This window comes from Bradyrhizobium guangdongense, from assembly GCF_004114975.1.
Taxonomy (GTDB): Bacteria; Pseudomonadota; Alphaproteobacteria; order Rhizobiales; family Xanthobacteraceae; genus Bradyrhizobium; species Bradyrhizobium guangdongense.
On sequence record NZ_CP030051.1, the window covers coordinates 4,153,170 to 4,177,192 of the forward strand.

General features: G+C 64.2%; 26 protein-coding genes. 19 read left to right on the forward strand and 7 right to left on the reverse strand.

Annotated elements, in window-relative coordinates:
* Nucleotides 1–30: 30 nt before the first annotated feature.
* From X265_RS19835 to X265_RS19860, 6 genes are all read left to right on the forward strand, one after another.
* A complete protein-coding gene (locus tag X265_RS19835) occupies nucleotides 31–1,422 on the forward strand; it encodes an FAD-linked oxidase C-terminal domain-containing protein (protein WP_128966340.1) in 1,392 nt (463 codons plus the stop codon).
* Entirely contained in the window at nucleotides 1,419–2,945 is a 1,527-nt protein-coding gene (locus X265_RS19840) for a sugar ABC transporter ATP-binding protein (RefSeq protein ID WP_128966341.1), read from the forward strand. Before X265_RS19835 ends, X265_RS19840 begins: the two co-directional genes overlap by 4 nt.
* The gene (locus tag X265_RS19845; protein WP_128966342.1) at nucleotides 2,938–3,888 is read left to right on the forward strand and encodes an ABC transporter permease; all 951 of its coding nucleotides are present in this window, start codon (nucleotides 2,938–2,940) and stop codon (nucleotides 3,886–3,888) included. Before X265_RS19840 ends, X265_RS19845 begins: the two co-directional genes overlap by 8 nt.
* Entirely contained in the window at nucleotides 3,885–4,862 is a 978-nt protein-coding gene (locus tag X265_RS19850; RefSeq protein ID WP_128966343.1) for an ABC transporter permease, read from the forward strand. The genes X265_RS19845 and X265_RS19850 overlap by 4 nt, the downstream gene beginning before the upstream one ends.
* A 43-nt stretch (nucleotides 4,863–4,905) precedes the next feature.
* Nucleotides 4,906–5,892, forward strand: coding sequence for a sugar ABC transporter substrate-binding protein (locus tag X265_RS19855; protein ID WP_128966344.1), 987 nt, complete (start codon nucleotides 4,906–4,908; stop codon nucleotides 5,890–5,892).
* Between the two features lie 70 nt (nucleotides 5,893–5,962).
* Nucleotides 5,963–6,250, forward strand: coding sequence for a YciI family protein (locus X265_RS19860; protein ID WP_128966345.1), 288 nt, complete (start codon nucleotides 5,963–5,965; stop codon nucleotides 6,248–6,250).
* 170 nt (nucleotides 6,251–6,420) lie between these two features.
* Here the strand turns inward: X265_RS19860 and X265_RS19865 are convergent, their stop codons facing one another.
* Both X265_RS19865 and X265_RS19870 read right to left on the reverse strand, forming a co-directional pair.
* On the reverse strand, nucleotides 6,421–6,813 hold the full coding sequence (locus X265_RS19865) for an NUDIX hydrolase (RefSeq protein ID WP_092290501.1): 393 nt from the start codon (nucleotides 6,811–6,813) through the stop codon (nucleotides 6,421–6,423).
* 134 nt (nucleotides 6,814–6,947) lie between these two features.
* Nucleotides 6,948–8,048, reverse strand: coding sequence for an AI-2E family transporter (locus X265_RS19870; RefSeq protein ID WP_128966346.1), 1,101 nt, complete (start codon nucleotides 8,046–8,048; stop codon nucleotides 6,948–6,950).
* A gap of 270 nt (nucleotides 8,049–8,318) precedes the next feature.
* Here X265_RS19870 and X265_RS19875 point away from each other — a divergent pair, with 270 nt between their 5' ends.
* The 4 genes from X265_RS19875 to X265_RS19890 all read left to right on the forward strand — a co-directional run bounded on the left by X265_RS19875 (nucleotide 8,319) and on the right by X265_RS19890 (nucleotide 12,507).
* On the forward strand, nucleotides 8,319–8,546 hold the full coding sequence (locus X265_RS19875; RefSeq protein WP_128966347.1) for a hypothetical protein: 228 nt from the start codon (nucleotides 8,319–8,321) through the stop codon (nucleotides 8,544–8,546).
* Between the two features lie 200 nt (nucleotides 8,547–8,746).
* On the forward strand, nucleotides 8,747–9,973 hold the full coding sequence (locus X265_RS41445; protein ID WP_164938698.1) for a DUF4424 family protein: 1,227 nt from the start codon (nucleotides 8,747–8,749) through the stop codon (nucleotides 9,971–9,973).
* A 91-nt stretch (nucleotides 9,974–10,064) separates the two neighbouring features.
* Complete coding sequence (locus X265_RS19885; RefSeq protein WP_128966349.1) at nucleotides 10,065–12,113, forward strand: acetoacetate--CoA ligase; 2,049 nt, start codon at nucleotides 10,065–10,067, stop codon at nucleotides 12,111–12,113.
* Nucleotides 12,114–12,204: 91 nt separating this feature from the next.
* Nucleotides 12,205–12,507, forward strand: a complete 303-nt coding sequence (locus X265_RS19890; RefSeq protein ID WP_011087444.1) for a hypothetical protein — start codon at nucleotides 12,205–12,207, stop codon at nucleotides 12,505–12,507.
* Between the two features lie 5 nt (nucleotides 12,508–12,512).
* Here the strand turns inward: X265_RS19890 and X265_RS19895 are convergent, their stop codons facing one another.
* The gene (locus X265_RS19895; RefSeq protein ID WP_128966350.1) at nucleotides 12,513–12,749 is read right to left on the reverse strand and encodes a hypothetical protein; all 237 of its coding nucleotides are present in this window, start codon (nucleotides 12,747–12,749) and stop codon (nucleotides 12,513–12,515) included.
* Between the two features lie 351 nt (nucleotides 12,750–13,100).
* Here X265_RS19895 and X265_RS19900 point away from each other — a divergent pair, with 351 nt between their 5' ends.
* The 3 genes from X265_RS19900 to X265_RS19910 all read left to right on the forward strand — a co-directional run bounded on the left by X265_RS19900 (nucleotide 13,101) and on the right by X265_RS19910 (nucleotide 14,725).
* Nucleotides 13,101–13,688, forward strand: a complete 588-nt coding sequence (locus tag X265_RS19900) for a formyltransferase family protein (protein WP_128966351.1) — start codon at nucleotides 13,101–13,103, stop codon at nucleotides 13,686–13,688.
* A 196-nt stretch (nucleotides 13,689–13,884) separates the two neighbouring features.
* On the forward strand, nucleotides 13,885–14,235 hold the full coding sequence (locus X265_RS19905) for a hypothetical protein (RefSeq protein WP_128966352.1): 351 nt from the start codon (nucleotides 13,885–13,887) through the stop codon (nucleotides 14,233–14,235).
* A complete protein-coding gene (locus X265_RS19910) occupies nucleotides 14,180–14,725 on the forward strand; it encodes a hypothetical protein (RefSeq protein WP_164938699.1) in 546 nt (181 codons plus the stop codon). Before X265_RS19905 ends, X265_RS19910 begins: the two co-directional genes overlap by 56 nt.
* Nucleotides 14,726–14,773: 48 nt before the next feature.
* On the opposite strand, the gene X265_RS19915 is transcribed toward X265_RS19910, so the two are convergent.
* The gene (locus tag X265_RS19915; RefSeq protein WP_128966354.1) at nucleotides 14,774–15,172 is read right to left on the reverse strand and encodes a RidA family protein; all 399 of its coding nucleotides are present in this window, start codon (nucleotides 15,170–15,172) and stop codon (nucleotides 14,774–14,776) included.
* A 146-nt stretch (nucleotides 15,173–15,318) separates the two neighbouring features.
* On the opposite strand from X265_RS19915, the gene X265_RS19920 reads away from it, so the two are divergent.
* Both X265_RS19920 and X265_RS19925 read left to right on the forward strand, forming a co-directional pair.
* Entirely contained in the window at nucleotides 15,319–16,194 is an 876-nt protein-coding gene (locus tag X265_RS19920; RefSeq protein WP_128969343.1) for a DMT family transporter, read from the forward strand.
* A 204-nt stretch (nucleotides 16,195–16,398) separates the two neighbouring features.
* Nucleotides 16,399–17,808, forward strand: coding sequence for a caspase family protein (locus X265_RS19925; protein WP_128966355.1), 1,410 nt, complete (start codon nucleotides 16,399–16,401; stop codon nucleotides 17,806–17,808).
* 70 nt (nucleotides 17,809–17,878) lie between these two features.
* On the opposite strand, the gene X265_RS19930 is transcribed toward X265_RS19925, so the two are convergent.
* Together X265_RS19930 and cysK are read right to left on the reverse strand one after the other, a co-directional pair.
* Nucleotides 17,879–18,118: a BrnA antitoxin family protein gene (locus X265_RS19930; protein WP_092290515.1), complete on the reverse strand. Its 240-nt coding sequence runs from the start codon at nucleotides 18,116–18,118 to the stop codon at nucleotides 17,879–17,881.
* Nucleotides 18,119–18,121: 3 nt separating this feature from the next.
* A complete protein-coding gene (gene cysK / locus X265_RS19935; RefSeq protein ID WP_128966356.1) occupies nucleotides 18,122–19,099 on the reverse strand; it encodes a cysteine synthase A in 978 nt (325 codons plus the stop codon).
* Between the two features lie 224 nt (nucleotides 19,100–19,323).
* Between cysK and X265_RS19940 the strand changes: the two genes are divergently transcribed.
* Complete coding sequence (locus tag X265_RS19940) at nucleotides 19,324–19,542, forward strand: hypothetical protein (protein ID WP_128966357.1); 219 nt, start codon at nucleotides 19,324–19,326, stop codon at nucleotides 19,540–19,542.
* Here the strand turns inward: X265_RS19940 and tgt are convergent, their stop codons facing one another.
* Nucleotides 19,543–20,676, reverse strand: a complete 1,134-nt coding sequence (tgt, locus tag X265_RS19945; protein WP_128966358.1) for a tRNA guanosine(34) transglycosylase Tgt — start codon at nucleotides 20,674–20,676, stop codon at nucleotides 19,543–19,545.
* A 223-nt stretch (nucleotides 20,677–20,899) separates the two neighbouring features.
* On the opposite strand from tgt, the gene X265_RS19950 reads away from it, so the two are divergent.
* The 3 genes from X265_RS19950 to X265_RS19960 all read left to right on the forward strand — a co-directional run bounded on the left by X265_RS19950 (nucleotide 20,900) and on the right by X265_RS19960 (nucleotide 23,804).
* The gene (locus X265_RS19950) at nucleotides 20,900–22,054 is read left to right on the forward strand and encodes a patatin-like phospholipase family protein (RefSeq protein ID WP_164938700.1); all 1,155 of its coding nucleotides are present in this window, start codon (nucleotides 20,900–20,902) and stop codon (nucleotides 22,052–22,054) included.
* A gap of 144 nt (nucleotides 22,055–22,198) precedes the next feature.
* Complete coding sequence (locus X265_RS19955; protein ID WP_128969344.1) at nucleotides 22,199–22,945, forward strand: TetR/AcrR family transcriptional regulator; 747 nt, start codon at nucleotides 22,199–22,201, stop codon at nucleotides 22,943–22,945.
* Nucleotides 22,946–23,198: 253 nt separating this feature from the next.
* Nucleotides 23,199–23,804 (forward strand): PepSY domain-containing protein, encoded by a 606-nt coding sequence (locus tag X265_RS19960; RefSeq protein WP_164939020.1) that lies wholly within the window; start codon nucleotides 23,199–23,201, stop codon nucleotides 23,802–23,804.
* Nucleotides 23,805–24,023 lie beyond the last annotated feature (219 nt).

The following is a 24,023-nucleotide window of genomic DNA, read 5'->3' on the forward strand; positions in this document are numbered from 1 at the left end:
CGCAACGAAGACGGATAATGGGGAGAGACAATGGAACCGCGGGTCGACAGTGCCGCTGTGGCTGAGCGCCTCACGGGCGTGATCGGTCCGCGCGCGACCACCGCGCGCGGCGTGCTCGACCAGCATGGCCAGAGTGAGTCCTATTACCGCGCCCTGCCCCCTGATATCGTCGTCTTCCCCGAAACCACGGCGGAAGTCGTCGAGATCGTCAAGCTCTGCGCCGGCTCGGGTATGCCGATCGTGCCGTTTGGCGCCGGCACCTCGCTCGAGGGCAATGCCTCCGCGGTCGCCGGCGGCGTCTGCATCGACTTCGCGCGCATGAACAAGGTGCTTGCTGTCCACGACAGCGACATGAACGTCGTGGTCCAGCCCGGCATCACCCGTAAGCAGCTCAATGCGGAGCTGCGCGGCACCGGGCTGTTCTTTCCGATCGATCCCGGTGCGGACGCCTCGATCGGCGGCATGACCTCGACGCGCGCCTCCGGCACCATGGCGGTGCGCTACGGCACGATGAAAGACAACGTCATGGCGGTGGAGGTCGTGCTGGCCGACGGTCGCGTGATCCGCACCAGTAGGCGCGCGCGCAAATCCGCGGCCGGCTACGATCTGACGCGGCTGTTCGTCGGCGCCGAGGGCACGCTCGGCGTCATCACTGAGATCACGCTGAAACTGCATCCGCTGCCGCAGGCGATTTCGGCCGCGGTGTGCAGCTTCGACACGCTGCACAATGCGATCGATACCGCGATCGGCATCATCCAGGCGGCCGTTCCGGTCGCCCGTGTCGAGCTGCTCGACGACGTCATGATGCGCGGCATCAGCGGCTATGCCAAGCTCGGCTATCGCGAGGCGCCGACGCTGTTCTTCGAATTCCACGGCTCGGAGAGCGCAGTGGCCGAGCAGGCTGAGGTCGTGCAGGCGATCGCCGCCGAGCATGGCGGCCGCGGCTTCGAATGGGCCAAAGCGCCGGAGGACCGCAGCCGGCTCTGGCACGCCCGTGATAACACGCTCTATGCGGGGCTCGGCCTGCGGCCCGGCGCACGCGCCGTCATCACTGATGTCTGCGTGCCGATCTCGCGTCTGGCGGAATGCCTGACCGATACGCGTAAGGATGCCGACGAACACGGCTTCACCGCGCCCATCGTCGGCCATGTCGGCGACGGCAATTTCCACATGTTGATCCTGGTCGATCCCGCAAGACCTGAGGAGATCGACGGCGCCAAAGCGCTGCAGGCCCGCATGGTCGCCCGCGCCATTGCGATGGACGGCACCTGCACCGGCGAGCACGGCATCGGCCTGGGCAAGATCGACTACCTCGCCGATGAACTGGGCGAGGCCGTCGACATCATGCGGTCGATCAAGACCGCGCTCGATCCCCAGGGATTGATGAACCCCGGCAAGATCTTTGCGGGAGCGCGGCCATGAACGTCCACGTGAACGTCCCCGGCGAAACCACGGCGGTGCCGCTGCTCCAGTTGCGAGGCATCAGCAAGGAGTTTCCGGGGGTCAAGGCGCTCGACGACGTGTCCTTTGCGCTCTACCCCGGCGAAGTGCACATGTTGTTAGGTGAGAACGGCGCCGGCAAGTCCAGCCTGATGAAGGTTCTGTGCGGCGCCTACAGCGCCGATGCCGGCGAGTTCTTCTACAAGGGCGAGAAGGTCACCATTGCATCCACGGCGGACGCGCAGAAGCTCGGCATTGCCGTGATCTTCCAGGAGTTCTCCCTGGTCCCCTATCTCGACATCGCCCAGAACATCTTCCTGGGACGCGAGCCGAAGGGCCGTGTTCCAGGCACGATCGACCGCCGCAAGATCCTGACCGACGCCAAGCGGCTGCTCGACACGATCGGCTTCGACATCGATCCGTCCATCATCGTCAACACGCTCGGCGTCGCCCAGCAGCAGATGGTCGAGATCGCCAAGGCCATCAGCCAGAACGCGCGCATCCTGGTCATGGACGAGCCGACAGCCGCGCTCTCCGACCGCGAGACCGAGCTGTTGTTCGCACTGATCGCCCGGCTGAAAGCCGACGGCGTCTCCATCGTCTACATCTCGCACCGCATGGCTGAGGTATTCGCACTCGGCGATCGCATCACGGTCCTGCGCGACGGCCGCCGCATCGACGGCGTCAAGCCGGCCGACGTCACCCCTGACCAGCTCGTCCGCATGATGGTTGGCCGCACCGTCGACATGACCTACCCGCGCAATTTCGCCGGCAGGCCCGGCGAGGTGCTGCTCGAGGTCAAGGGCCTGAGCGCGCCGAGCGGCATTTCCGACATCAACATCGAAGTGCGCCGCGGCGAGATCGTCGGCCTCTGCGGCTTGGTCGGGTCCGGGCGCACTGAAGTCGCGCGCGCGATCTTCGGCGCCGATCCGGTAGCCTCGGGGGAGATCGTGTTCGACGGCAAGCCGATCTCGGGCGAGCCTGATATCGCCGCCCGCCGCGGCATCGCGCTGATCCCGGAAAGCCGCAAGAGCGAGGGCCTCGCCCTGCTGCGTTCGGTCGGCGACAATCTCGTGGTCTCGGCGTTACGAAAGCTGTTCCCAAGCGGGTTGTTCGATCCGCGCAGCAGCCAGCGCACCGCCGACGGCCTGATCCGGCAGCTCCGCATCGCCACCCCGAGCGCGCGGCAGATGGTGGGCCTGTTGTCGGGCGGCAACCAGCAGAAGGTCGTGATCGGCAAATGGCTGGCGGCTGGGGCAAAACTCTTCATCTTCGATGAGCCGACCCGCGGGATCGATGTCGGCGCCAAGTCGGAGATCTTCGCGCTGATCGACCGGCTGGTCGCCGAAGGCGCGGCTGCGCTGATGATCTCCTCCGAGCAGGTCGAGATCTGCCATGTCTGCGACCGCGCTTATGTGATGCGCGAGGGGCGCGTCGCCGGGCACTTGAGTCGCAATGAGCTGACCGAGGAGAATATCGTGCGATTGGGGATGCATCATGCGTGAGGTCGCAATCGTCTCGCAAGCAAATCCGCTGCAGCGCATTCCCGGCGTCGCCATCGTGCTGGGTGCGCTGATCGTGCTGTTCGGCGCGATCGCGCCCGGCTTCCTCACCGCGGCCAATCTCTCGAACGTGCTGGTACAGTCGACCATCCTGACCATGCTGGCGCTGCCGATGACGCTGATCATCATGACCGAGGGCCTCGACCTCTCGATGGGCGCGGTGTTGACGTTGACCTCGCTCTGCGTCGCGATCGTCTCGCTCGCGACCAAGTCGATGCTGCTCGGCCTCGGCGCCGGCGTCCTGGTCGGCGCTGCCTTCGGCACCGTCAACGGCTGGCTGGTTGCGATCCTGGGTATCCCGCCTTTCGTGGCCACGCTCGGCACCCTCGGAATGGCGCAAGGCCTGTCGCTGATCGTCTCGGACGGCCAGAGCGTGGTCGGCATTCCCCACAGCGTCCGCGACATCTATTCGGCGACGCTAGCAGGCATTCCCCTGCCGATCGTGCTGGCGCTCGTGACTTACGCCGTCTTTCACGGCCTGCTCTATCACACCCGCTTCGGCACCTATGTGTTTGCCCTTGGCGGTAACCGCGAGGCGCTCCGCTATGCCGGCCTCTCGCCGAGCCGGCTGCTGATCGCGGTCTACGCGCTCGGCGGCACCATGGCCGGCGTCGCCGGCCTCTTGATGACCGCCCGCATGAATTCAGGGCATCCGACCGCGGGCCTCGGGCTCGAATTCGACGCGATCGCAGCGGTCGCGGTGGGCGGCACCTCGTTCGAGCGCGGCAATGGCTGGCTGCTCGGCACACTCTTGGGCGTCATTGCCGTTGGCGTGCTGCGCAACGGACTGAACCTGATCTCGCTACCCTCCTCGGTGCAGGTCGCCAGCGTCGGCATCCTCGTCATCGTCGCACTTTTCCTCGACGGCCTCAGGAGCCGCGCATGACCGACATCACCAAGGAGGCGCTGTCGCCGCCGCGTTCCTTCCTGTCGCAGGACGCGATCCAACTGTTCTACCGGTTGCTCGCCGTGCTGCTGATCTGCGCCGTGCTGGCCATCTTGAACGACTCCTTCCTCAGCCTCGGCAACATCCTCAACGTGCTGCGCCAGGCGAGCCTCACCTTCTTCATCGCCTCCGGACTGACCCTGGTGGTGCTCACCGCCGGCCTCGATCTCTCCGTGGGCGCCAACGTGGCGCTATCAGCCTGCATCGCCGGGACCGTGATCCACACCACGGGATCGCCAGCGCTCGGCATCCTGACGGGCCTCGCCTGCGGCGGCATGGTCGGCCTGCTCAACGGCATCATGGTGACGGCGCTGCGCATCCCCTCCTTCATCGCCACCTACGGCATGCTCTGGGTGCTGAACGGGGTGACCTATTGGTACATGGCGGGCGAAACGCTGCACGGCTTTCCGGCCGGCTTCCGCCAGATCGGCAGCGGCTATCTTTTCGGTCTGCCGATCCCGGTATATCTGCTGCTCGTGTTCCTCGGGATCGGAACGCTGTTTGCCCAGCGCACGATTTGGGGCCAGGAGATCTACGCGATCGGCGCCAATCCGGTTGCCGCGCGCCTCTCCGGCATCCCCGTCGCGCGACGCCTGCTGCTGGTCTACGCCGTATCCGGCACCATGGCCGGGCTCGCCTCGATTATCTTCCTGTCGCGGCTCAACTCCGCCGAGGCCGACATCGGCGAAAGCCTGACCTTGCCGGCGATCGCGGCCGTGCTGATCGGCGGCACCTCCCTGTTCGGCGGCGTCGGCACCGTGTTCGGCACCTTCGTCGGCGCGCTGATCCTGACGCTGGTGCTGAACGGCATGAACCTGCTCTCGGTAAGCGCCAATTGGCAGCCGCTGGTCACCGGCATCATCGTGATCGTCGCGGTCTGGCTCGACATGAAGACCCGCCGCCGCACGCAATGAGTTCTCAACCGATCCAACAAACCAAAAAGGGGATGGAGACGACATGAAACAGAGACTTGAACAAAGGGTTGGCTATCTCGCACTGCCGCTGCTGATGGCGGCCGCGTTCGCCACGCAGGCACGCGCCGACGGCGAGACCATCGCGGTGTTCACCAAGAACCAGACCAATCCGTTTTTCCAGACGGTGCGGGTCGGCGCCGACACCATGGCGAAGACGCTGAACGCCAAAACGCTGCAATACATTCCGACCAAACCCGACTCAATTCCCGAACAGCTCAGCCAGATCGAGGACGTCGTGGTGAAGAAACCGAGCGCGATCGTCTTCACCCCGGTCGACTACAAGGCGATGGTGCCGGGTGTCGAGAAGATCAACGACGCCAAGATTCCCGTTGTCAACATCACCGACCGCTCTGCCGGCGGCAAGTTCCTCTCGTTCGTCGGCGCCGACGATTACAGCCTCGGGCTTGAGACCGCGCGCTTCCTGCTCAAGACGCTGGGCGGCAAGGGCAACATCGTCATCATCGAGGGCGTCAAGGGCTCGCTCACCAATGTCGACCGCGTCCGCGGCTTCAATGACGCGCTCAAGGAGAACCCGGGCGCCAAGCTGCTCGCCTCGCAGCCCGGCAATTACCAGCGGCTCCAGGCGCTCCAGGTCATGGAAAACCTGATGCAGTCGAACCAGCAGATCGACGGCGTATTAGCTGCCAACGACGCCATGGCGGTCGGCGCGATCGAGGCGCTCGAGGGCGCCAACCGCAAGGCACAGGTGATCGGCATCAACGGCACCAAGGAGGCAATCGACGCCATCAAATCCGGTAAGCTGCTGGCCAGCGGCGATTACAACGGCTTCTTCCAGGGCTGCCTCGGCACCATGATGGCGATCCGCGCCTTGCGCGAGCAGCCTGTGATCGCCGAAATCGTGCTGAAGCCGACGGTCATCACCAAGGATAATTACCAGCCGTTCGACACACCGCTCGAGCAGCGCACCTGCCCCACCTTCGAAGAGGCCGGCAAGCTCAGCGCGAAGTAGCCTCGTCCCGTTCTCATCAAGCCATGGGACGGCTGATGACACAGCCGCCCCCAAGAAGACTGGAGACATCATGTTGTTTGCCATCCATGCCATCGACCGCACCGGCGCCCTGCCGACGCGCCTTGCCAATTACGATGCCCACAAGGCCTTCCTCAGCGACACCTCCCAGTTCGGCGTCAAGATCGTGATGTCGGGACCACTGGTCGCGGATGACGGCGCCACGATGATCGGCAGTCTGTTCCTGATCGAAGCCCCAAGCCGCAGCGACGTCGAGGCCTTCAACCGCGCCGATCCGTTCGCTGCGGCCGGCATCTGGGAGAAAGTGACGATCACCGGGTTTCTACGGCGGCAGGGCTGAGCAGCGGCGCGCTCCCCAACGCGAAAAACCCCAGCGCTAGCGGGCGCTGGGGCGTTTCAAGAAAATGGATTGGTAAGGCAATGACGCCTCTATAGCAGCGCGTTTCACGGCAGCTTGTGAACTGGTTCACATATCCGCGGGAGGTCCAGACTATTTGTCATCCCCGGGCACTATCGCCGCCGCGACTTCCGCGGGAACAGCCGATCGCGGATGTAGCGCGAGGTCGCGGTCAGGCGGATCCCGCGCGGCTTCTGCCAGGCGGCGCGGTCGATCTCTTTCTTGTCGCCGATCGCCAGGCGCCCCTTGGCGCTCTTCGCGATGAAGATCGCGTCGCTCATCCTGCGCCCCGAACGCTTGTTCTTGGCCTTCACCTCTTTCCAGAGGCTGATCCGGCCGAGCTTCAACTTCGGCAGCTCTTCCTTGATTTCACGCCGCAGGCAGGCCTTCTCGGTCTCGCGCGCTCGCTTGCGGCCGCCGGGGAACATCCACAGGCCGTCCGACCGTCGCCGGACCAACAGAACCTTGCCGCGCCTGGCGGCCACCAGCTTGGAAGACTTCGCCATTCCCGTCGCAAACCAACAAAAGAATCTGGTTGCCATCGTAACTTGTCTATTTCGTTAGACAAGTTCGATGGTTGCTCCGGTCGACGCCGCCAGGCGCAATTGTCCACATCTTGCGACATGAGCGTGAGGCGCGATCAGGTCTCGTCGGCGATGGGCGGCTCAGCGGCCCGCTTCGACGCCGTCCCGATCCACGCCGCCGCCATCTCCCAGGCCACCGACAGGATGATCGGGCCGATGAACAGGCCGACAATGCCGTGAGCGAGCGTGCCGCCGATCACGCCGACGAAGATCACGATGGTCGGCGTGTTGAGACCGCGTCCCATCACCAGCGGCTTGAGCATGGTGTCGATGAAGCCGACGACGACAAAGAACACGGTGAGCACCAGCGCCGTGGTGACGTCCTTGGCGGTCCAGATCCAGATGATGACGGGCAGCAGAACGAGGAAGGCGCCGATCTGCACGATCGACAGCAGCAGCACGATGAAGGCGAGCAGGCCCGCGCTCGGCACCGCCGCGAGCTTGAAGCCGATGCCGGCGAGCAGCGCCTGCACGATCGCGACACCGATCACGCCCTGCGCCACGGCGCGGATGGTGGCGCCGCCGAGCTCGAGGAAATGCTCGCTCTGCTCGGGCACGATACGCGACAGAAAGCCGCGCCCGGCCGCAACCAGCCGGGGCCCATGCGGAAACAGGAAACCGGCCACGAACACCGAGACGAGGAACTGCAGCGTGCCGAGGCTGGCATCGCCCGCGAGCACCAGAAGCGGTCCCGCCAGCGGTTGGAGATACGGCGCGACCTCGCGCAATACCGCGCGGATGTTGGTATAGGCCTGGTCCCAGAGCTCGTAGAGGGTCGGACCGATCAGCGGCCACGATTTGATCTGCTCGGGCGCGGACTGGAGCGCGAGGTCACCGGTGCCGAGCTGGTGCGCAAGCTCCCTCACCCCGTCCACGGCGCTGAGGCCGAGCCAGGTGGCTGGTCCGAGAACGATACCAAGCGTGACCAGGGTCAGGATGGCAGCTGCGGTCTTGGGCCGTCCGCCCAGCATTTTGGCGACCCAGCTGAACGCCGGATAGAACGCGACGGCGAGGACGAAGCTCCAGGCCAGGATCGGCACGAAGGGACGGATGATCAGGAAGGTCCAGATGATCAGCAGTGCCAACAGGCCAAGCCGGATCACGAGCTGAATGACGTCCTCGCCCGTCAGGAGCTGACGCAGACTTTTCACAGGCACAGCTTTCCTTGCGGCATCAACGCGGGTTCCGGCGCTTGCGCGGGCATGCGTTATTGCCAGCCTCGGGCCGGCCGTCAAGACGAGCGGGTCTGGGCGCCGCTGACCCGGCCGGTCCGGGAGCCCTCCTCGGACCCTGAAAAATACGACAGGATTGGCGCCCCGCGCCGGTTTTCCTAACAGCGATTAACCGGATTTCCTCCGACCGGTTTACGCCGATGCAAAGGCTCGCACCTAGGCTCGCGCCAGCGCATCCAAGAACACTGAAGTGCAATGGCCAACAGCATCTGGACGACCGAAGAATTCACCTGCGCGGGCTGCAGCATGACCTACACCGCGACGCGGGAAGAGCACAGCGAAGCGCATACCGGCAGCTTCAAGTGCAGCATCTGCAGCGGCGTGGTGCACAGCTGGTCCGGCAAGCATCATTTCTTTGGCTGGCGGGCGGTGAAGACGAAGCCAGCCGTATTCGGAAGGCGCTGGGCCGGGGTGCCGTATTAGGCCGAGGCAGCGGGCCGCGGCGCTCGTTTGAACTGCAAGATCACGGATGAACGTCTAGACTCGTCAATCGGTGTCACCTGCGGGCGGCATCGAACTGGATGGAGATCGGGTCGGTCTGGACTTGATCCCCCATTGGCCGGCCGGTACACGTCACGGCTGCCGTTGCGCCAATGACCTCCTCCGAGACTCGAAAGCGACCGATGCTGCCAAGAACGATCCGTGCCTTGCTGCTGGTCGCCGCGACGATTGCCCCACCTCAAGCTCGCGCCAACGATTCCACTGCCGAGCTGGCCACCGGCGGCCTGATCTTCACCCGCTCGCCCGACATCGAGATGCGATCGGAAGATCTATTCATCTCGATGACCGAAATCCGGGTCCAGTACAGGTTTTTCAATCATTCGAGCCGCGACGTCGACACGCAAGTCGCCTTCCCGATGCCCGACATTTCGTTCGGGATGGACTCGGACATCGCGATCCCGACCAACGATCCCGAAAACATCCTCGGCTTCAGCACCACGGTGGACGGCTCGCCGGTCGCAGCCCTGGTCGAGCGCAAGGCGCTTCTGAACGGCATCGACAAGACCGAAACGCTGAAAACCCTGAATGTGCCTCTGGCGCCGCGAACCGGACAAAAGCAGGATCATCTTTCCCAGGAGACCTGGGACCGGTTGATCCGCGAAGGTCTGATCGAGGATACGCCGCGTGCCGATGGATACATGACGCCAAAATGGGTCTTGAAGACCACGTATCACTGGCAGCAGAGATTCCCCGCCGGCCAGGAGGTCTCCGTCTCCCATCGCTATTTGCCAAGCGTCGGCGGCACCGTGCCGATGTCGGCGTCCACGTTCCTCGATAACCCGTCAATCCTCCAGATCGAGCGGTCCAAGGGGCTCAATCGCTTCTGCGTCGATCAGGATTTTCTCAACTCCATGGTCCGCTCGCCCAATTTGAACTGGCAGCAGAACTACATGGAATACATTCTGGTGACCGGTGCGAACTGGTCTGGACCCATCAGGGAATTCCGCCTGGTGGTCGACAAGGGCGCGCCGGAAAATCTGCTCAGCTTCTGCGGACATGGCGTTCGAAAAATCAGCCCGACCCAATTCGAGGTCCGCGCCTCGAACTTTGTCCCGAGCGCCAATATCAGCCTTCTGATTCTCAAACCGGAGCGTGCCGATCCAGCCGCCGCGCGGGATGCCGATGGATCTCAGAACGTGGCAGACCAGCCTTGCGACCAGCTGTGGCAGCAGCGGAACAGCATCTTCAAAGCCGGCGGCTATTGCTTTCGTACGCCACGCGCCATTGCCGCCTTTGGCAATGCGGGATGCAAGTACGACAATATCCTCGACGTTCCTCTGTCGGCCCGGGACCGGCAGGTGGTCAACGACATCCAGCGGATCGAGCGGATCAAGGCCTGTCCGCGATAGCAGCGCATCATTGCGGTCTGCACGAACTGCGGCTTTTGCCCGGCTGCAGCTCCGGCTAAGCTTTGCTCCCCGAAATAAAAGCCGAAATCCAATGACCGCTCCCTTCGTCCCGCAGATCGCCCTCTACCGCAGCTGGCTCGCCGAGCAGCGCGGACTCACATTCTCGACTTACGAGGAGATGCGGCAATGGTCGGTGCGCGATCTCGATGCGTTTTGGCGCAGCATCTGGGACTATTACGATCTGCAATCGCCGACGCCCTTTGCAGCCGTCATCACTGAGCGCAAGATGCCCGGCGCAGTCTGGTTTCCCGGCGCGCAGGTCAATTACGCCCGGAAGGTGTTCCGGCATGTGGACGCCGCGCACGCCGCCGGCCTGCCCGCGATCGTCAGCAGCGGCGAAGACGGCCGGCTTGTCGAGACGAGCTGGCCGGAGCTGCGACGTCGAGCCGCTGCGCTCGCGCTGCACCTGAAGGATCGGGGCGTCCGGCCAGGCGACCGCGTCGCGGCCTATCTGCCCAACATCCCCGAGACCATCATCGCGTTTCTCGCCAACGCCAGCATCGGGGCGGTCTGGAGCCTCTGCGCCCCCGACATGGCCGCGCCCGCCGTGATCGACCGCTTCAAGCAGATCGAGCCGAAGGTGCTGATCGCCTGCGACACCGTGACCTATGCCGGGCGCAGGCACGACCGCAAGGACGTCGTCGCCGAGCTGCGGCGATCGCTGCCGTCAGTCGAGCATGTCATCCTGCACAGCGAGGCCGCCGCACCTGCAGCGCCGGACGCGCTGCTCTCCGAGATCACCGCAAGGACGGGCGCCGCGATCGACGCATTCGAACCGATCTGGCTGCCGTTCGATCATCCGCTGTGGATCGTCTATTCCAGCGGCACCACCGGCCTGCCCAAACCGATCGTGCACGGCCATGGCGGGATCGTCATCGTCGTGCTGGCGCTACTCGGCCTGCACAACGACCTCGGCTGCTCGTACCACCCGAACTCGTTCGGGGAGCGCTATCACTGGTACTCGTCGACGGGCTGGATCATGTGGAATAGCCAAGTCGGCGGGCTGCTCAGCGGCACCACCTGCTGCATTTTCGACGGCAGCCCCGGCGGCACCAAGGACAAGCCGGACTGGTCCACGCTGTGGCGCTTCGTGGCGCAGTCGAAAGCGACCTTCTTCGGCGCGGGCGCGGCGTTCTTCGCGAGCTGCGCCAAGGCCGAGATCGATCTCGCCGCCGCCGGCGATCTGTCGCGGCTGCGCTGCCTCGGCTCGACCGGCTCGCCGCTCAGCGCCGACACCCAGGCCTGGTTCAACGACCGCTTCGCCGCACTCTCGAAGTCAAACGGCAGCACCGCGCAGGCCAACATCTGGTGGGCGAACATCTCCGGCGGCACCGACTTCGCCGGCGCCTTCATCGGCGGAAACCGCGAATTGCCGCAGACACCTGGCGCGATGCAGTGCCGCCTGCTCGGAGCTGCGGTCGAAGCTTTCAGCGAGCAAGGCCGCGCCGTGATCGACGAGGTCGGCGAACTCGTCTGCACCGAGCCGATGCCGTCGATGCCGCTCTACTTCTGGAACGACAAGGACGGTGCGCGTTACCGCGCCAGCTATTTCGAGACCTATCCCGACAATTTCGACGGCAGCGGCCGCGGGCCGGTGTGGCGGCACGGCGACTGGCTCAAGGTCAATCCGGACGGCTCCTGCGTGATCTACGGCCGCAGCGATGCCACCATCAACCGGCACGGGCTGCGCATGGGCACCAGCGAGCTCTATGCCGCCATCGAGGCACTCCCCGAAGTGCTCGACAGCCTCGTCGTCGACCTCGAATATCTCGGCCGCGACAGCTACATGCCGCTGTTCGTGGTGCTCCGCGACGGCGTTGCCTTCGACGATACGATGCGGGCCAAGATCAACAAGGCGATCGAGGCCGGCCTCTCCCGCAGATTCCTGCCGAACGAGATCTTTGCCGTCGCCGAGATCCCGCGGACGCTGTCGGGCAAGAAGCAGGAACTGCCGATCAAGAAGCTCCTGCTCGGCCATCCCGTCGAGAAGGTCATCAACAAGGAGGCGATGGCCAATCCGGCCTGCCTCGACTGGTATCTTGCGTTCGCGCGCGACCATCTGGCGCGGAACAAGGCGTGATGGGAGATCGGCCCAATTGCGCCGGTCACGTTTGGAGTCCGTTCACCGATCGCCGCTAGATCAGACGGGATCCTCCGCAACGAACCCAGCAATGGCCGACCTCAACGCCGTCCTCACCAGGCTCAATGACCGCCTGCTCCGCCTTGAAGGCGAGCTGTTCGTGCTGCGCTCGCTGGCGCGTGCGACGCTGACGGCAGGTGACGATCACGCCGCGCGGATGCGCAAGCTGGTCGAAGCCGCCAAGGTCGCGCTCGATGACGAGGCCAAACGTGAGCTCGACAAGCCGACGCGCAAATATGTCGATGCGGCAACGGCGCTGGTGGAGGAATTGCTGGTCGAGCCGACCCCGGCGCGGCCGCTCTTCACCGTGATCGATGGCGGCCGACGCGACTGAGCGCGTCAGATCCGACGGACCGTATCGGTATCGGAGGATTCGGCCTTCAGCCGGCTGAGGCCTTCCTCGATAATCGCGATCTCTTCGTCGATCTTGCTGATCGGCAGGCTGAAATCGTAGCTGCCCGACCTGCTCTTCAAATCGACGGCGAGCCGCTGCCTGTGCATCATCAGCTCGTCCAGGCCACGGCGGTTCTTCAGCCGCACATAGGCATCCACGATCTGCGCAATCGCATTCGACATGAAATCGGTCCCGGCAAAAATGCCCGCGCGACGCACCCACGCCGGCGGGACATTCTTGGTGTCGCGGTACGCAATACAAGTCCGCGACGGATTCGTCGATACGACAGCGAAGTTGAGAACGCGTTACCGTTTGATGATTTCGCGATGGCAGGAACAACAAAGCCGCCGGCGATCAAGCCGGTGGCCTAAGTCGGCTTGGAAAGCAGATCCGGGATGAAATTTGGCCAGTCGCGTCATTCCTCCCGCCCCCTGGCATTGTTGATAACCGGCGCAAATGCGGCGCGGGTGGTGACACGACGGCCTGACGTGTTATCGGAGGGATGACGCAGCTGCGAGACGGATCGGACACCCATGCGCATTACCCTCGTCGGCTCCCGCCATTTCGGCGTGACCACCCTGAACATGCTCCGCGAGCACGGCGTCGGCATCGTGCGGGTCGTGGTCGCTGACGCCGAGGACCGCTTGGCTGCGGCCGCGAAGGCCGCCGGAATCGAGGTGGTTGTACAGGCAAACCCGAAGCTGGTGGTCGCCTCGGAGATTGCGCCCGATACCGATCTGATCATCACCGCCCACAGCCATGCCCGGATCGGCAAGGACGCGTTGGCGGCAGCGAAGCTGGGCGGCATCGGCTATCATCCCTCGCTGCTGCCGCGCCACCGCGGCAAGGCCGCGGTGGAATGGACCATCAAGGAAGGCGATCCGATCGCCGGCGGGACGATCTATCACCTCGCAGACCGCATGGACGCCGGCGCCATCGCCGCTCAAGACTGGTGCTTCGTCAGAAAAGGTGAGACCGCGCGCGAGCTCTGGGAGCGTGCGCTGGCCCCGCTCGGCCTCAAGCTGCTGGCCGACGTGATCGATTATGCCAAGGTGCACAAGGCCCTCCCGTCCAAGCCCCAAGACGAGCAGTTCGCCACCTCGGCGCCCAGCTTGTCCTAGGCGGCCATTCCGAGTCACTCCCGACGTTAACGATTAACGCCAAGGGCCCTTGATTTCGCTTCCAAAATTGGAGCCGAAAACGCAAATAAACCATTGTTTTGACAGGAACAATTTTCGACTTTGCATTGCACCAAATTTCCGTCACATTTCTTCCGAATAAGCGTCAGCATATCAGACAGATTCAAGGACGGAATTCATGCGTTTTGCTCGCATCGCGGCGTTCTGTGCCGCTTCAGTTATTACCGCCACCCTCGCCGCCCCGGCGGTCGCCCAGACCCCCTACGATGGCAATTGGCAGGTCACCATCGTGACCAAGACCGGTTCCTGCGAGCCGACCGCAAGCTCGATGCTGACGGTTGCCGACGGCAAGATCACCGCGCCGGGCGCTAACGTTTCCGGCACCATCGGCAGCGGGGGTCTTGTGAAAGTTTCGATCAATGGTGCATATGCTAACGGTCAACTCAGCGGCAACGCCGGATCGGGGAAGTGGAATGGAGCATCTGCAGGCATACCGTGCAGCGGGCGGTGGGAAGCATCGCGCCAATAAGCTATTCGGAACGAACCTCCTTAATCGGCGGCTGCTCATGACGGCCGCCGTTTTGTTTGTGACAGCTGTTGCCGGCTCGGAGAGCAAGGCCCAGTCGGGTCCCTTCGCCCCGATGGCGGGCAGCTGGAGCGGCGGCGGCACCGTGACGCTGGATGACGGCTCGACCGAGCGGATCCGCTGCCGGGCCAAATACGCCCCGATTGGCCCCACCATGGAGATGTCGCTGACCTGTGCCAGCGACGCCTATAAGTTCAACCTCGCCGCCAACGTGAGGGCCGAGGGAAGCGCCATCACCGGCAGTTGGTCCGAGGCCAGCCGCAATATCTCCGGCTCACTCCAGGGCCGCGGCGGCGGCGGGAACTTCGAGGTCGTCGCCTCTGCCGCCGGTTTCAACGCCAACATCGCGCTGAGGACGAGCGGCAACAAGCAGAGCGTCACGATGCGCGCGGACAGCCAGTTCCGCGGCGCCAACATCTCAATGTCGCGCTGACAGAGCCGCCCTCGAGACATCGACCCGGCGACCTCGCCGGGTCGATTTTTATGCGCCAGGCACGAACGCCGTGACCTCGATCTCGACCTTGGCTCTGGGGTCGACGAGGCCGCCGATATAGAGCAGCGTCGAGGGCGGGAAGTTGCGCCCGAGCGTCTCCTTCCAGGCCGCACCAATGCCGGCGCCTGCGGCCTCATATTCGCTGCGGCTGGTCAGATACCAAGTCAGGCGCACGATGTGGTCGGGGCCGGCGCCGGCCTCCGCAAGGAGCTTGACGATCCGCTGCAGCGCGGTCGCGACCTGGGCCGCCATCTCGGGATCATAATTGCCGGTCTCGTCGCCGCCGGTCTGCCCGGCCAGCACGACCCAGCGACCCGGCCCCTCCGTCACCACACCATGTGAAAAGCCGCGCGGTTTTTTCCATTCGGCCGGCTGCAAGATGCGCATGGGCGGAGATCTCCGGATTTTTTGTTGATCTGCGCTGCCTTACCACGCCGCTGCGCATCGCTGCATCAGCAGATTTGGCCGTTGCAAACACCGGCGATGTCGCCGATACCGGCCTTCCCTCAGGTTCGATCTCCCATCCCGCACCGATGAGCGCAACACCGTCCAAAACGATGGCCGCCCTTTGGATGGCTGGATGGCTGTCCCTGATGCTGGTCATGGCGGTCGCCGGGCGCGAGACCACGCGTGACCTGAGCGTCTTTCAGATCATGGAGGTGCGCTCGCTGATCGGATTCACGTTGCTGCTGCCGATCATCTATCGGGCCGGCGGCTTCAAGGCGATCAAAACCAAACGCCTGCCCCAGCACCTCGCACGCAACGGCGTGCATTATTTCGCGCAGCTCGGCTGGTTCTATGCGCTGACGCTGATCGGTATCGGCCAGGTTGTCGCGATCGAATTCACGATGCCGATCTGGACCGCGCTGCTCGCCGCAACCTTCCTGTCCGAGCGTATGACGAGCTGGAAGATCGCCGCGGTCGTCCTCGGCATCGTCGGCGTCGTCATGATCGTGCGGCCCGCTACCGGCGAGATCAATCCGGGCCAGTTGATCGCGCTTGGGGCTGCGATCGGCTTCAGCATCTCGATGGCCCTGGCAAAGTCGTTGACGCGGACCGAAAGCGCCTTGTCGATCCTGTTCTGGATGATCGTGGTGCAGATGGTCATGGGCCTGCTGCCGACGCTCTATGTTTGGACCTGGCCATCAGCCACGCTCTGGGGGTGGCTCTTCGTGATCGGGGTCTGCGGCACTTTTTCGCACTATTGCCTCGCCAGCGCGCTGCGGTACGCGGATGCGACCATCGTGGTCCCGATGGACTTCCTGCGGGTTCCCCTCACCGCGACCGCCGGCTGGCTGCTCTATTCCGAGCGGCTCGACGCCTGGACCGTGCTGGGCGCGGCCTTGATCCTGTTTGGCAATCTCCTGAATTTGAAGCCGATCGCGCCGGTTCCTGCCCGCGCACAGTGAACCCCGCCGCGGCCTCGCGCGACACATCGAAGTGGTCGAGCGTGATTTGGATCACGTTGGAGCGGGCATTCCGGCGTGCGCATTCGGCCACACGGCAACAGGTTGAACCAAACGTCCCGTCGTTTGGGTGGCGTGAAGTCGGGCAGTTCGTGTAGCTTCGCCGCCAATTTGTTGCTGCCTCCAATTCGATTCTGGGGATTTCAGATGCGAACTCTCACCATCATCGTTTCGCTGATGTGCATGGCGCTGTCGGTCAGCGCCGCGAAGGCGGACCGCCGCGTCGCTTTCGTCGTCGGCAATGGCGCCTACAAGAACGTCGCGCAATTACCGAACCCGCCGATCGATGCCAAGGCAATGGCATCGACGCTGCGCAATGTCGGCTTCGAAGTGATCGAAGGATCCAACCTCACGCGCGACCAGATGACCGAGAAGCTGCTGGATTTCGGCCGCAAGGCGCAGGGCTCCGATATCGCGGTGTTCTATTATGCCGGCCATGGCATCGCCGTCGGCGGCACCAACTATCTCCTGCCCGTCGATGCCGACATCAAATCGGAAATGGACGTCAAGCTCGGGGCCGCCATCAACATCGACCTGACGCTCGACCAGACGATGGGCGATGCCAAGGTCAAGCTGGTGTTCCTCGACGCCTGCCGCGACAATCCTTTTGCCGCCAAGATCAAGTCGAACTCCGCCACCCGCAGCGTCAACGTGGGAAGCGGCCTTGCCGAGATGAAATCGGGCGAAGGCACGCTGATCGCGTTTGCCACCGGCCCCGGCCAGACCGCGCTCGACGGCCAGGAAGGCAACAACAGCCCGTTCACCCGCGCGCTGATCGACAACATCACCAAGCCCGGCGTCGAGATTCAGCAGGCGATGACCTCTGTGCGCGCCCAGGTCAATGAAGAGACCCACAAGGGCCAGCTGCCCTGGGGGCACACCAATCTGATCGGCGCGGTCTACCTCAACCAGGGGCCGGCGACCCAGGTGGCCAACGCAGCACCGACAGCAACCGCCGCGCCTGCCGCATCGACAGCCGGCTCCGAGGCTGAAGTCGAGTTCTGGCGTTCGGTGAAGGAATCCAACAAGCCGGAAGAGCTGAACGCCTACCTCTCCGCCTATCCCAACGGCCAGTTCAAGCCGCTGGCGCTGGCCCGGCTTGCGGCGATCCAGAACGGTCCATCGACCACGACCCGCAACCTCAATGCCGGCGTCGATCCCGCCACCTTCACCGACGATGCCAGCCAGCTCACAGAGGACCAGATCGGCCTGGACAAGGGTCAGCGCCGCGACGTGCAGCGCCGCCTCAACGGCCTCGGCTTCGACACCAAGGTGACCGGCGTGTTCAACGACGAGACCCGGTCGGTGCTGAAGCGCTGGCAGGCCGCCCGCGGTTATCCGTCGACGGGCTTCCTCAACAAGCTGCAGCACAAGGCCCTGCTCTCCGAGATCGTGGCCTCGACAACGACTGCAAGCGAGGACAGCCCGAAGCCGGCGCGGCGCGCCGCGCCCGTGCAGAGCGCGCCCGCGCCCCGCCACAGCGGTGGCGGCGATGCCGGCGCCGCGTTCGTCGGCGGCGTGGTTGGCGGCATGATGGGCGGCATGTTCCGCCACTGAGCCCTGACCAGAGCGCAAAACACAAAAGCCCGGCTCGCGCCGGGCTTTTTCATTGTTGCGACGAAGTACGTTACTTCCCCGCCGCCTTGCGCAGCGCCTCGTTGATGCGGTCCTGCCAGCCGGGGCCACCCTCCTGGAAGAACTCGAGCACGTCCTGATCGATGCGCAACGTCACCTGCTCCTTGATGCCGGGAACCGCGTTTGACTTCGGCGGCGCCGCGGCGACCTTGGCGGTCACCTTCTTGAACGCTGCCTCGGCCTCGGTCCTCGCGTCGCCAAGCGTCCGCGGACGCCTCGGTTGATCCGCCATGTGCTAGATTCCTTCAAACAGAGCGGTCGAAAGATAGCGCTCTGAGAAGGACGGCACGATAGCCAGGATGGTTTTTCCTGCAGCTTCCGGCCGCTTGCCGATCTGGAGCGCGGCCGCGATCGCGGCGCCTGAGGAGATGCCACCCGGAATGCCCTCATGCCGCGCCAACGCCCGCGAAGTCTCGATGGCCGTTGTCGAGTTGATCTTGACGATCTCGTCGATCACGGAGCGATCGAGAATGTCAGGCACGAAGCCTGCGCCAATGCCCTGGATCTTGTGGGGCGTGTGCTGGCCGCCTGACAGCACCGGGCTTTCCTCCGGCTCGACCGCGACCACCCGCAAGGATGCCTTGCGCGGCTTCAGGACCTGACCGACACCGGTGATAGTGCCTCCGGTACCGACGCCGGCGACGAAGTAGTCGATATTGCCTGCGGTGTCGTTCCAGATCTCTTCCGCCGTGGTGCGACGATGCACTTCAGGATTGGCGAGGTTCTTGAACTGCTGCGGCATCACCGAGTTCGGTGTCGTCTTCAAAAGCTCTTCGGCGGCCGCGATCGCGCCCTTCATGCCCTGCGCGGCCGGCGTCAGCACCAGTTCGGCGCCGAGGAAGGCGAGCATCTTGCGCCGCTCGATCGACATGGATTCCGGCATCACCAGCTTCAAGCGGTATCCGCGTGAGGCCGCGACAAAGGCGAGCGCAATACCGGTATTGCCGGAGGTCGGCTCGATCAGCACGGTGTCGGGCTTGATGATGCCCGCCTTCTCCATGGCGATGATCATGGCCGCACCGATGCGGTCCTTCACGCTCGCGGCCGGATTGAAATATTCAAGCTTTGCCAGAATGGTCGCATTGACGCCGTGCATGCCCGGCAACCTGCGCAAGCGCACGATCGGCGTGTCGCCAAAAGCCTCGACGATCGAGTCATAGACCCGGCCGCGACCCGGTTGGTGCGCTGCACCCGTGGTGGACGTTGCATCCATGACGAACTCCTCTTGGCAACAATTTGCACTTCTGGCAGAGCGCTTGCACAGTTACGGTCAGCGTGTGACCACCGCGCAAGCGGCAATGCGGCACATGTTAAATACGCTGCATCGCAAAACCGCGTGAGCTTTAATTAGCAGAAAACCAACGCATTTGTGTTGCGACCTCGTCAACTGATTCTGCTTATGTTAGACTTAGGTCTCGAAGCAGGGAGGTCACCACGATGTCAGCTATCGCTGAAGTCTTGCCGACCGTCACGCCAAGGCGCGATCCGCGTTGCAGCGAGTTGCCCACCTGTCCCGTCTGCGCCGACTCCATGGTCGCCGCCGAAGCTTCCGCCTACGTCTCGGACCATATGATCAGTTATCTCTGGACCTGCGACAATTGCGGCTATGGCTTCGTGACCAAGCACGCCGTCAAGCAGCGACTCGTCTGCAATTGATCAGCGCGGGGCGATATCGCCCCTCGCCCAGTCCTCGCGCGTACGCTGGTAGAACTCTTCAAATGTTCCGTGTGCGATCGCGTTCCTGATGCCCTGCATCAGGAACTGATAATATGCGATATTGATTTCCGACAGCAACATGGCCCCGAGCGTCTCGCCGGCCTTGACGAGGTGGTGCAGATAGGCGCGCGCGTAATTACACGCCGACGGCCATGAGCTCTCTTCATCGAGCGGACGTGGATCGTCGGCGTGGCGCGCATTGCGCAGGTTCACCTGACCAAAACGCGTGAAGGCGACGCCGTGGCGGCCATTACGCGTCGGCATCACGCAATCGAACATATCGACGCCGCGCTTGACCGCCTCGAGAATGTCATCAGGCGTGCCGACGCCCATGAGGTAACGCGGACGATCCGTCGGCAGCGCCGGCGCTGTTTCGTCGATCATCGCCAGCATCACCGCCTGCGGCTCGCCGACGGCCAGACCGCCGATCGCGTAACCGTGAAAGCCGATTTCGACGAGGCCTTGCGCGCTGGCATGACGCAGCTGTGGGACATCGCCGCCCTGAACGATGCCGAACAGCATGTAGCCGTCGGGCGCGCTCTCGAAGGCGCGTTTGCTTCGTTCGGCCCAGCGCAGCGACAACCGCATCGCGCGGTCGATGTCGTCGCGCTCCGCCGGCAGCCGGACGCATTCATCCATCTGCATCGCAATGTCGGAACCGAGCAGGCGCTGCACCTCGATCGAGCGTTCCGGCGACAGCTCGATCTTGGCGCCGTCGATATGCGAGCGGAAGGTGACGGCGTGCTCGCTGATCTTGCGCAGGTCCGACAGCGACATGACCTGGAAGCCGCCGGAATCGGTCAGCATCGGCCCGTTCCAGCCGGTGAAGCGCTGCAAGCCGCCGAGGCCATTGATGCGCTCCGCGCCGGGTCGCAGCATCAGATGATAAGTGTTGCCGAGCACGATGTCGGCGCCGGCCTCGCGGACCTCGCGCCAGTGCATGCCCTTCATGGCGCCGGCGGTGCCGACCGGCATGAAGGCGGGCGTCCGCACCACGCCATGCGGCGTGGTCAGGCGGGCGGTGCGCGCGGCGCCATCGGTGGCGAGCAGCTCGAAATGATTGGGAAGATTCATGGCGTGCTTATTGCGTGTCGAGGCAGCCCGATCAACCCGCACGATGCCCCAGACTGGGACAGCGTTGACGCGGACGTGATCCGCGCCGGCCTTGTTAAACAAAACGATACAGTATAGTTTAATACCGGGGGACTGGACGAGACGCTGTGGCAACATTGCCGGCAGCTGTAAATGCGTGATCGTCAGCCAGCGACCAATGCCCCTCCCCATATGTTCGACCGACATGTCCGCCACTCCCGATGGCCGGGCGAAGCGGACAGGCGCCCGCCCGATCGGGGCGCTGGTGCTGGCGTGCAGTCTGGCGCTCACCGCCTGCACTTCGCTGCCCCGCACGCCCTACACGGCGGCCGATGCCCGCGCCTCCCGCGTGCTCGATATCGACGGCTTGCGCCGCTATGCCGACGAACCCGTCACCAGATTCAACTTCGAGCAGGACAAGGCGACCGGGAGCAGAACCTACCTGGCGCTATCAGGCGGCGGCGCCGATGGCGCCTATGGCGTCGGCGTCCTGAACGGCTGGACTGTGGCGCATAACCGCCCAGCTTTCTCCGTCGTCTCCGGCGTGAGCACCGGCGGCCTGATCGCACCCTTTGCGTTCCTTGGATCGCAATATGACGACACGCTGCGGGAGCTCTACACCAGCGGCATCGCCGAGAGCCTGCTGAACGATCCCAGCATCATGCGCGTACTGTTCGGTTCGGGCCTGTTCGGCAATACGCGGCTGCGCGAACTGGTGGCACGCTACGTCGGGCCGGAGATCCTGGCTCAGGTCGCGCGCGAGAACGCCAAGGGGCGGCGTCTATTGGTCGTCACCACCGATCTCGACACCCAGCGCACCGCGATCTGGGATATGGGCAAGATCGCCGCGGTCGGCACGCCTGAAGCGCTCAAGCTGTTTCGCGACGTGATGGCCGCCTCCGCCAGCATTCCCCTGGTGTTTCCGCCGATCATGATCGAGGCCGAAGGCGGCGGGCGCAGGTTTCAGGAGATGCATGTCGACGGCGGCGTGACGGCCCCGGTGCTGACCTTGCCGGAAGCTCTGCTGCTCCAGGGGCGCCTGCCCGGCAACGCGAAGATGGACATCTACATCCTCGTCAACAAGAAGATCGAGCGCAATTTCGAGCTCGTCGCCAACAGCACGATCGACGTCGCCTCACGCAGCCTGTCGTCGATCACGCAGTCGCAAACACGCTCGATCATCTTGTCGACCTATGATTTCGCCCAGCGTAACCATCTCGGCTTTCATCTCTCCTATATCGAACGCGACTATCCAGCGCCTCCTTCCGAGGGATTCGACACCGCCTATATGCGGGCGCTTTACCAATACGGATACGAGAAAGCGGCCGCCGGCCAGGCCTGGACCTCGCGGATGCCCTGAGATCCGCCCTCAGGAACGACGGTGGTGCAAGTCCGTTGACGATACGGCCAATTCGGCCAGATTCGCGATGACGCCCCGGTTGCTGCGCGTTATACAGCAATGAACATTGGCAACATGGCGCAAGAATCATTGGGCACATTGGGCATGGGATTGGCTGCGACCAAGGCAAGAACGGCAGCGGCTCGGCGCGAGGTATCGAAATCGCGCGGCGGCCGGCCGACGAAGTCAGCTGCGATCGAGCGCGATCAGCGGTTGATCGAGGTCGCCACCCGCCTGTTTCTCGATCGCGGTTTTGACGCGACCTCGCTTGACGCGGTGGCGGAAACGGCGCGCGTCAGCAAGCCTACGGTCTATTCCCGCTATGGCGACAAGCGCGGGCTGTTCACGGCCGTGCTGAGGCGCGAGATCGCGCGCTGGCTCGCGCCGCTATCGGCCGCGGCCGAGACGCAGCTCGGCAGTCCGTCCGACATTTCGGTCGAACAGCGGCTGATCGAGATCGGGCGCGAAATGCTCAGTTTCACCTGCGGGCCGGACGCCATGGCCTTCAGCCGGATGATGACGTCGCAGGCCATCAACTTTCCTGACATTGCCAGGCTCGGCAAGGAAGAAGGCTGGCTGAAAGCGGTCGCCACCACCGCGCGCTTCTTCGACCATCTGGTGGCGCAAGGCGCACTCGACGTCGACGACACCACGATCGCGGCGGAAGTGTTCCTCGACGTTGTCGTCGGTCACACCCACCGCATGGCGACGTTCGGCACGCCGATGGAACTGAAGGCCGCCGAGAAGCGGATGCGCGCGGCGATCAAGCTGTTCCTGGCCGGCGCGATCGGACCAGCCGACCGCGTCCAAAGCATCCCAAAACCCGCTCCAAAGCGCCGCCCATCCCGCTGACATTTCCGTGAAACCGGCGATTTGTCCCTGCGGACGATCGTCTCGTCGTTGACCAAAACAAAACGATACCGTATGGTTTTGTTTGTAAAGCGGTGCGGACCACTTTTTTCACCAGCCCCAAAAGAGGACCGGACCGCTTAGATCGCCGCGACGGGTGCAGCCCGTCCCGACGCTCCGCGGCCGGCCGGTGCCCAAGGCCGGCCGCGATTTCTTTACGAACGTCCGGCAGACTGACTGGTCGAGGGTTTGGACCATGAGATCGACAAAACGACGGGTGGCAGGCTTGCTGGCGATCGCCCTGTCGGGGCTGCTCGCCGCCGCGCCGGCCCGCGCCATCGTCTCGGCGAGCTCGACGCCCGCCACCCTCCACAACGAGACGGATGGGGATATCACGGCGGACCGCCAGGCCATCAGCCGCGAGATCGAGCGCTTCCGCAGCTCCTCGATCTCGATCAGCCAGGCCATGGCGATTGCGGAGGCCCGTCATGCCGGCGCGACAACCGCCGATGTCAGCTTCGACGGCGGCTCGGGCGTACCGGTGTACCGGGTCAAGACCCTGCACAACGATCGGATCTGGCGCAACACCATCAACGCGGCGACCGGCGAGGTGATGAGCGGCGAAGCCGCCCTGCCCCTGGCCGAGCTCGACCTGGAGGATCGCAGCAATCTCGCGGCGCTCGGCACCATAAAGCACCGCCTCGCCGATGCCGTGCGCGTCGCGGAGAAAGCTGCATCCGGCAAGGCCATCAGCGGCGGGCTGGTGCGCGATCGCGGCCGGCTCAATTTCGCGATCGTCGTCATCAGCGGCGACGATCTCAAGGAGGTCATCCTTGAGCCGCCAGGCGCGCGGAGCAGGTAGCGATAGGCCACAATCCGGCCGAAAAGCCATTGACGCGCGCAGGACTCTCCCGCATAAGTCGCCGCCATGTTCACGACCACCAAACGCACGACCAAAACCACCACGGCCTTCGGGGCCCGGGGAGGCGTGCGCGCGTAGTCGTCGACTAGAACGCATCAAGCTCTGCCGAAGCCCCGCCCTCGATGGTCTGGGGCTTTTTTGTTGCCTAAATCCCAGCTC

Excerpts from the sequence above, each read along its gene's own strand:
- X265_RS19925 (WP_128966355.1), top strand. The coding sequence starts at position 16,399 with ATGCGAACTCTCACCATCATCGTTTCGCTGATGTGCATGGCGCTGTCG.
- X265_RS19955 (WP_128969344.1), top strand. The coding sequence starts at position 22,199 with ATGGGATTGGCTGCGACCAAGGCAAGAACGGCAGCGGCTCGGCGCGAG.
- X265_RS19900 (WP_128966351.1), top strand. The coding sequence starts at position 13,101 with ATGCGCATTACCCTCGTCGGCTCCCGCCATTTCGGCGTGACCACCCTG.
- X265_RS19860 (WP_128966345.1), top strand. The coding sequence starts at position 5,963 with ATGTTGTTTGCCATCCATGCCATCGACCGCACCGGCGCCCTGCCGACG.
- X265_RS19845 (WP_128966342.1), top strand. The coding sequence starts at position 2,938 with ATGCGTGAGGTCGCAATCGTCTCGCAAGCAAATCCGCTGCAGCGCATT.
- X265_RS19950 (WP_164938700.1), top strand. The coding sequence starts at position 20,900 with ATGTCCGCCACTCCCGATGGCCGGGCGAAGCGGACAGGCGCCCGCCCG.
- X265_RS19835 (WP_128966340.1), top strand. The coding sequence starts at position 31 with ATGGAACCGCGGGTCGACAGTGCCGCTGTGGCTGAGCGCCTCACGGGC.
- X265_RS41445 (WP_164938698.1), top strand. The coding sequence starts at position 8,747 with ATGCTGCCAAGAACGATCCGTGCCTTGCTGCTGGTCGCCGCGACGATT.
- X265_RS19910 (WP_164938699.1), top strand. The coding sequence starts at position 14,180 with ATGGAGCATCTGCAGGCATACCGTGCAGCGGGCGGTGGGAAGCATCGC.
- X265_RS19905 (WP_128966352.1), top strand. The coding sequence starts at position 13,885 with ATGCGTTTTGCTCGCATCGCGGCGTTCTGTGCCGCTTCAGTTATTACC.
- cysK (WP_128966356.1), bottom strand. The coding sequence starts at position 19,099 with ATGGATGCAACGTCCACCACGGGTGCAGCGCACCAACCGGGTCGCGGC.
- X265_RS19915 (WP_128966354.1), bottom strand. The coding sequence starts at position 15,172 with ATGCGCATCTTGCAGCCGGCCGAATGGAAAAAACCGCGCGGCTTTTCA.
- X265_RS19960 (WP_164939020.1), top strand. The coding sequence starts at position 23,199 with ATGAGATCGACAAAACGACGGGTGGCAGGCTTGCTGGCGATCGCCCTG.
- X265_RS19875 (WP_128966347.1), top strand. The coding sequence starts at position 8,319 with ATGGCCAACAGCATCTGGACGACCGAAGAATTCACCTGCGCGGGCTGC.
- X265_RS19850 (WP_128966343.1), top strand. The coding sequence starts at position 3,885 with ATGACCGACATCACCAAGGAGGCGCTGTCGCCGCCGCGTTCCTTCCTG.
- X265_RS19930 (WP_092290515.1), bottom strand. The coding sequence starts at position 18,118 with ATGGCGGATCAACCGAGGCGTCCGCGGACGCTTGGCGACGCGAGGACC.
- X265_RS19855 (WP_128966344.1), top strand. The coding sequence starts at position 4,906 with ATGAAACAGAGACTTGAACAAAGGGTTGGCTATCTCGCACTGCCGCTG.
- X265_RS19895 (WP_128966350.1), bottom strand. The coding sequence starts at position 12,749 with ATGTCGAATGCGATTGCGCAGATCGTGGATGCCTATGTGCGGCTGAAG.
- X265_RS19940 (WP_128966357.1), top strand. The coding sequence starts at position 19,324 with ATGTCAGCTATCGCTGAAGTCTTGCCGACCGTCACGCCAAGGCGCGAT.
- tgt (WP_128966358.1), bottom strand. The coding sequence starts at position 20,676 with ATGAATCTTCCCAATCATTTCGAGCTGCTCGCCACCGATGGCGCCGCG.
- X265_RS19885 (WP_128966349.1), top strand. The coding sequence starts at position 10,065 with ATGACCGCTCCCTTCGTCCCGCAGATCGCCCTCTACCGCAGCTGGCTC.
- X265_RS19865 (WP_092290501.1), bottom strand. The coding sequence starts at position 6,813 with ATGGCGAAGTCTTCCAAGCTGGTGGCCGCCAGGCGCGGCAAGGTTCTG.
- X265_RS19840 (WP_128966341.1), top strand. The coding sequence starts at position 1,419 with ATGAACGTCCACGTGAACGTCCCCGGCGAAACCACGGCGGTGCCGCTG.
- X265_RS19920 (WP_128969343.1), top strand. The coding sequence starts at position 15,319 with ATGAGCGCAACACCGTCCAAAACGATGGCCGCCCTTTGGATGGCTGGA.
- X265_RS19890 (WP_011087444.1), top strand. The coding sequence starts at position 12,205 with ATGGCCGACCTCAACGCCGTCCTCACCAGGCTCAATGACCGCCTGCTC.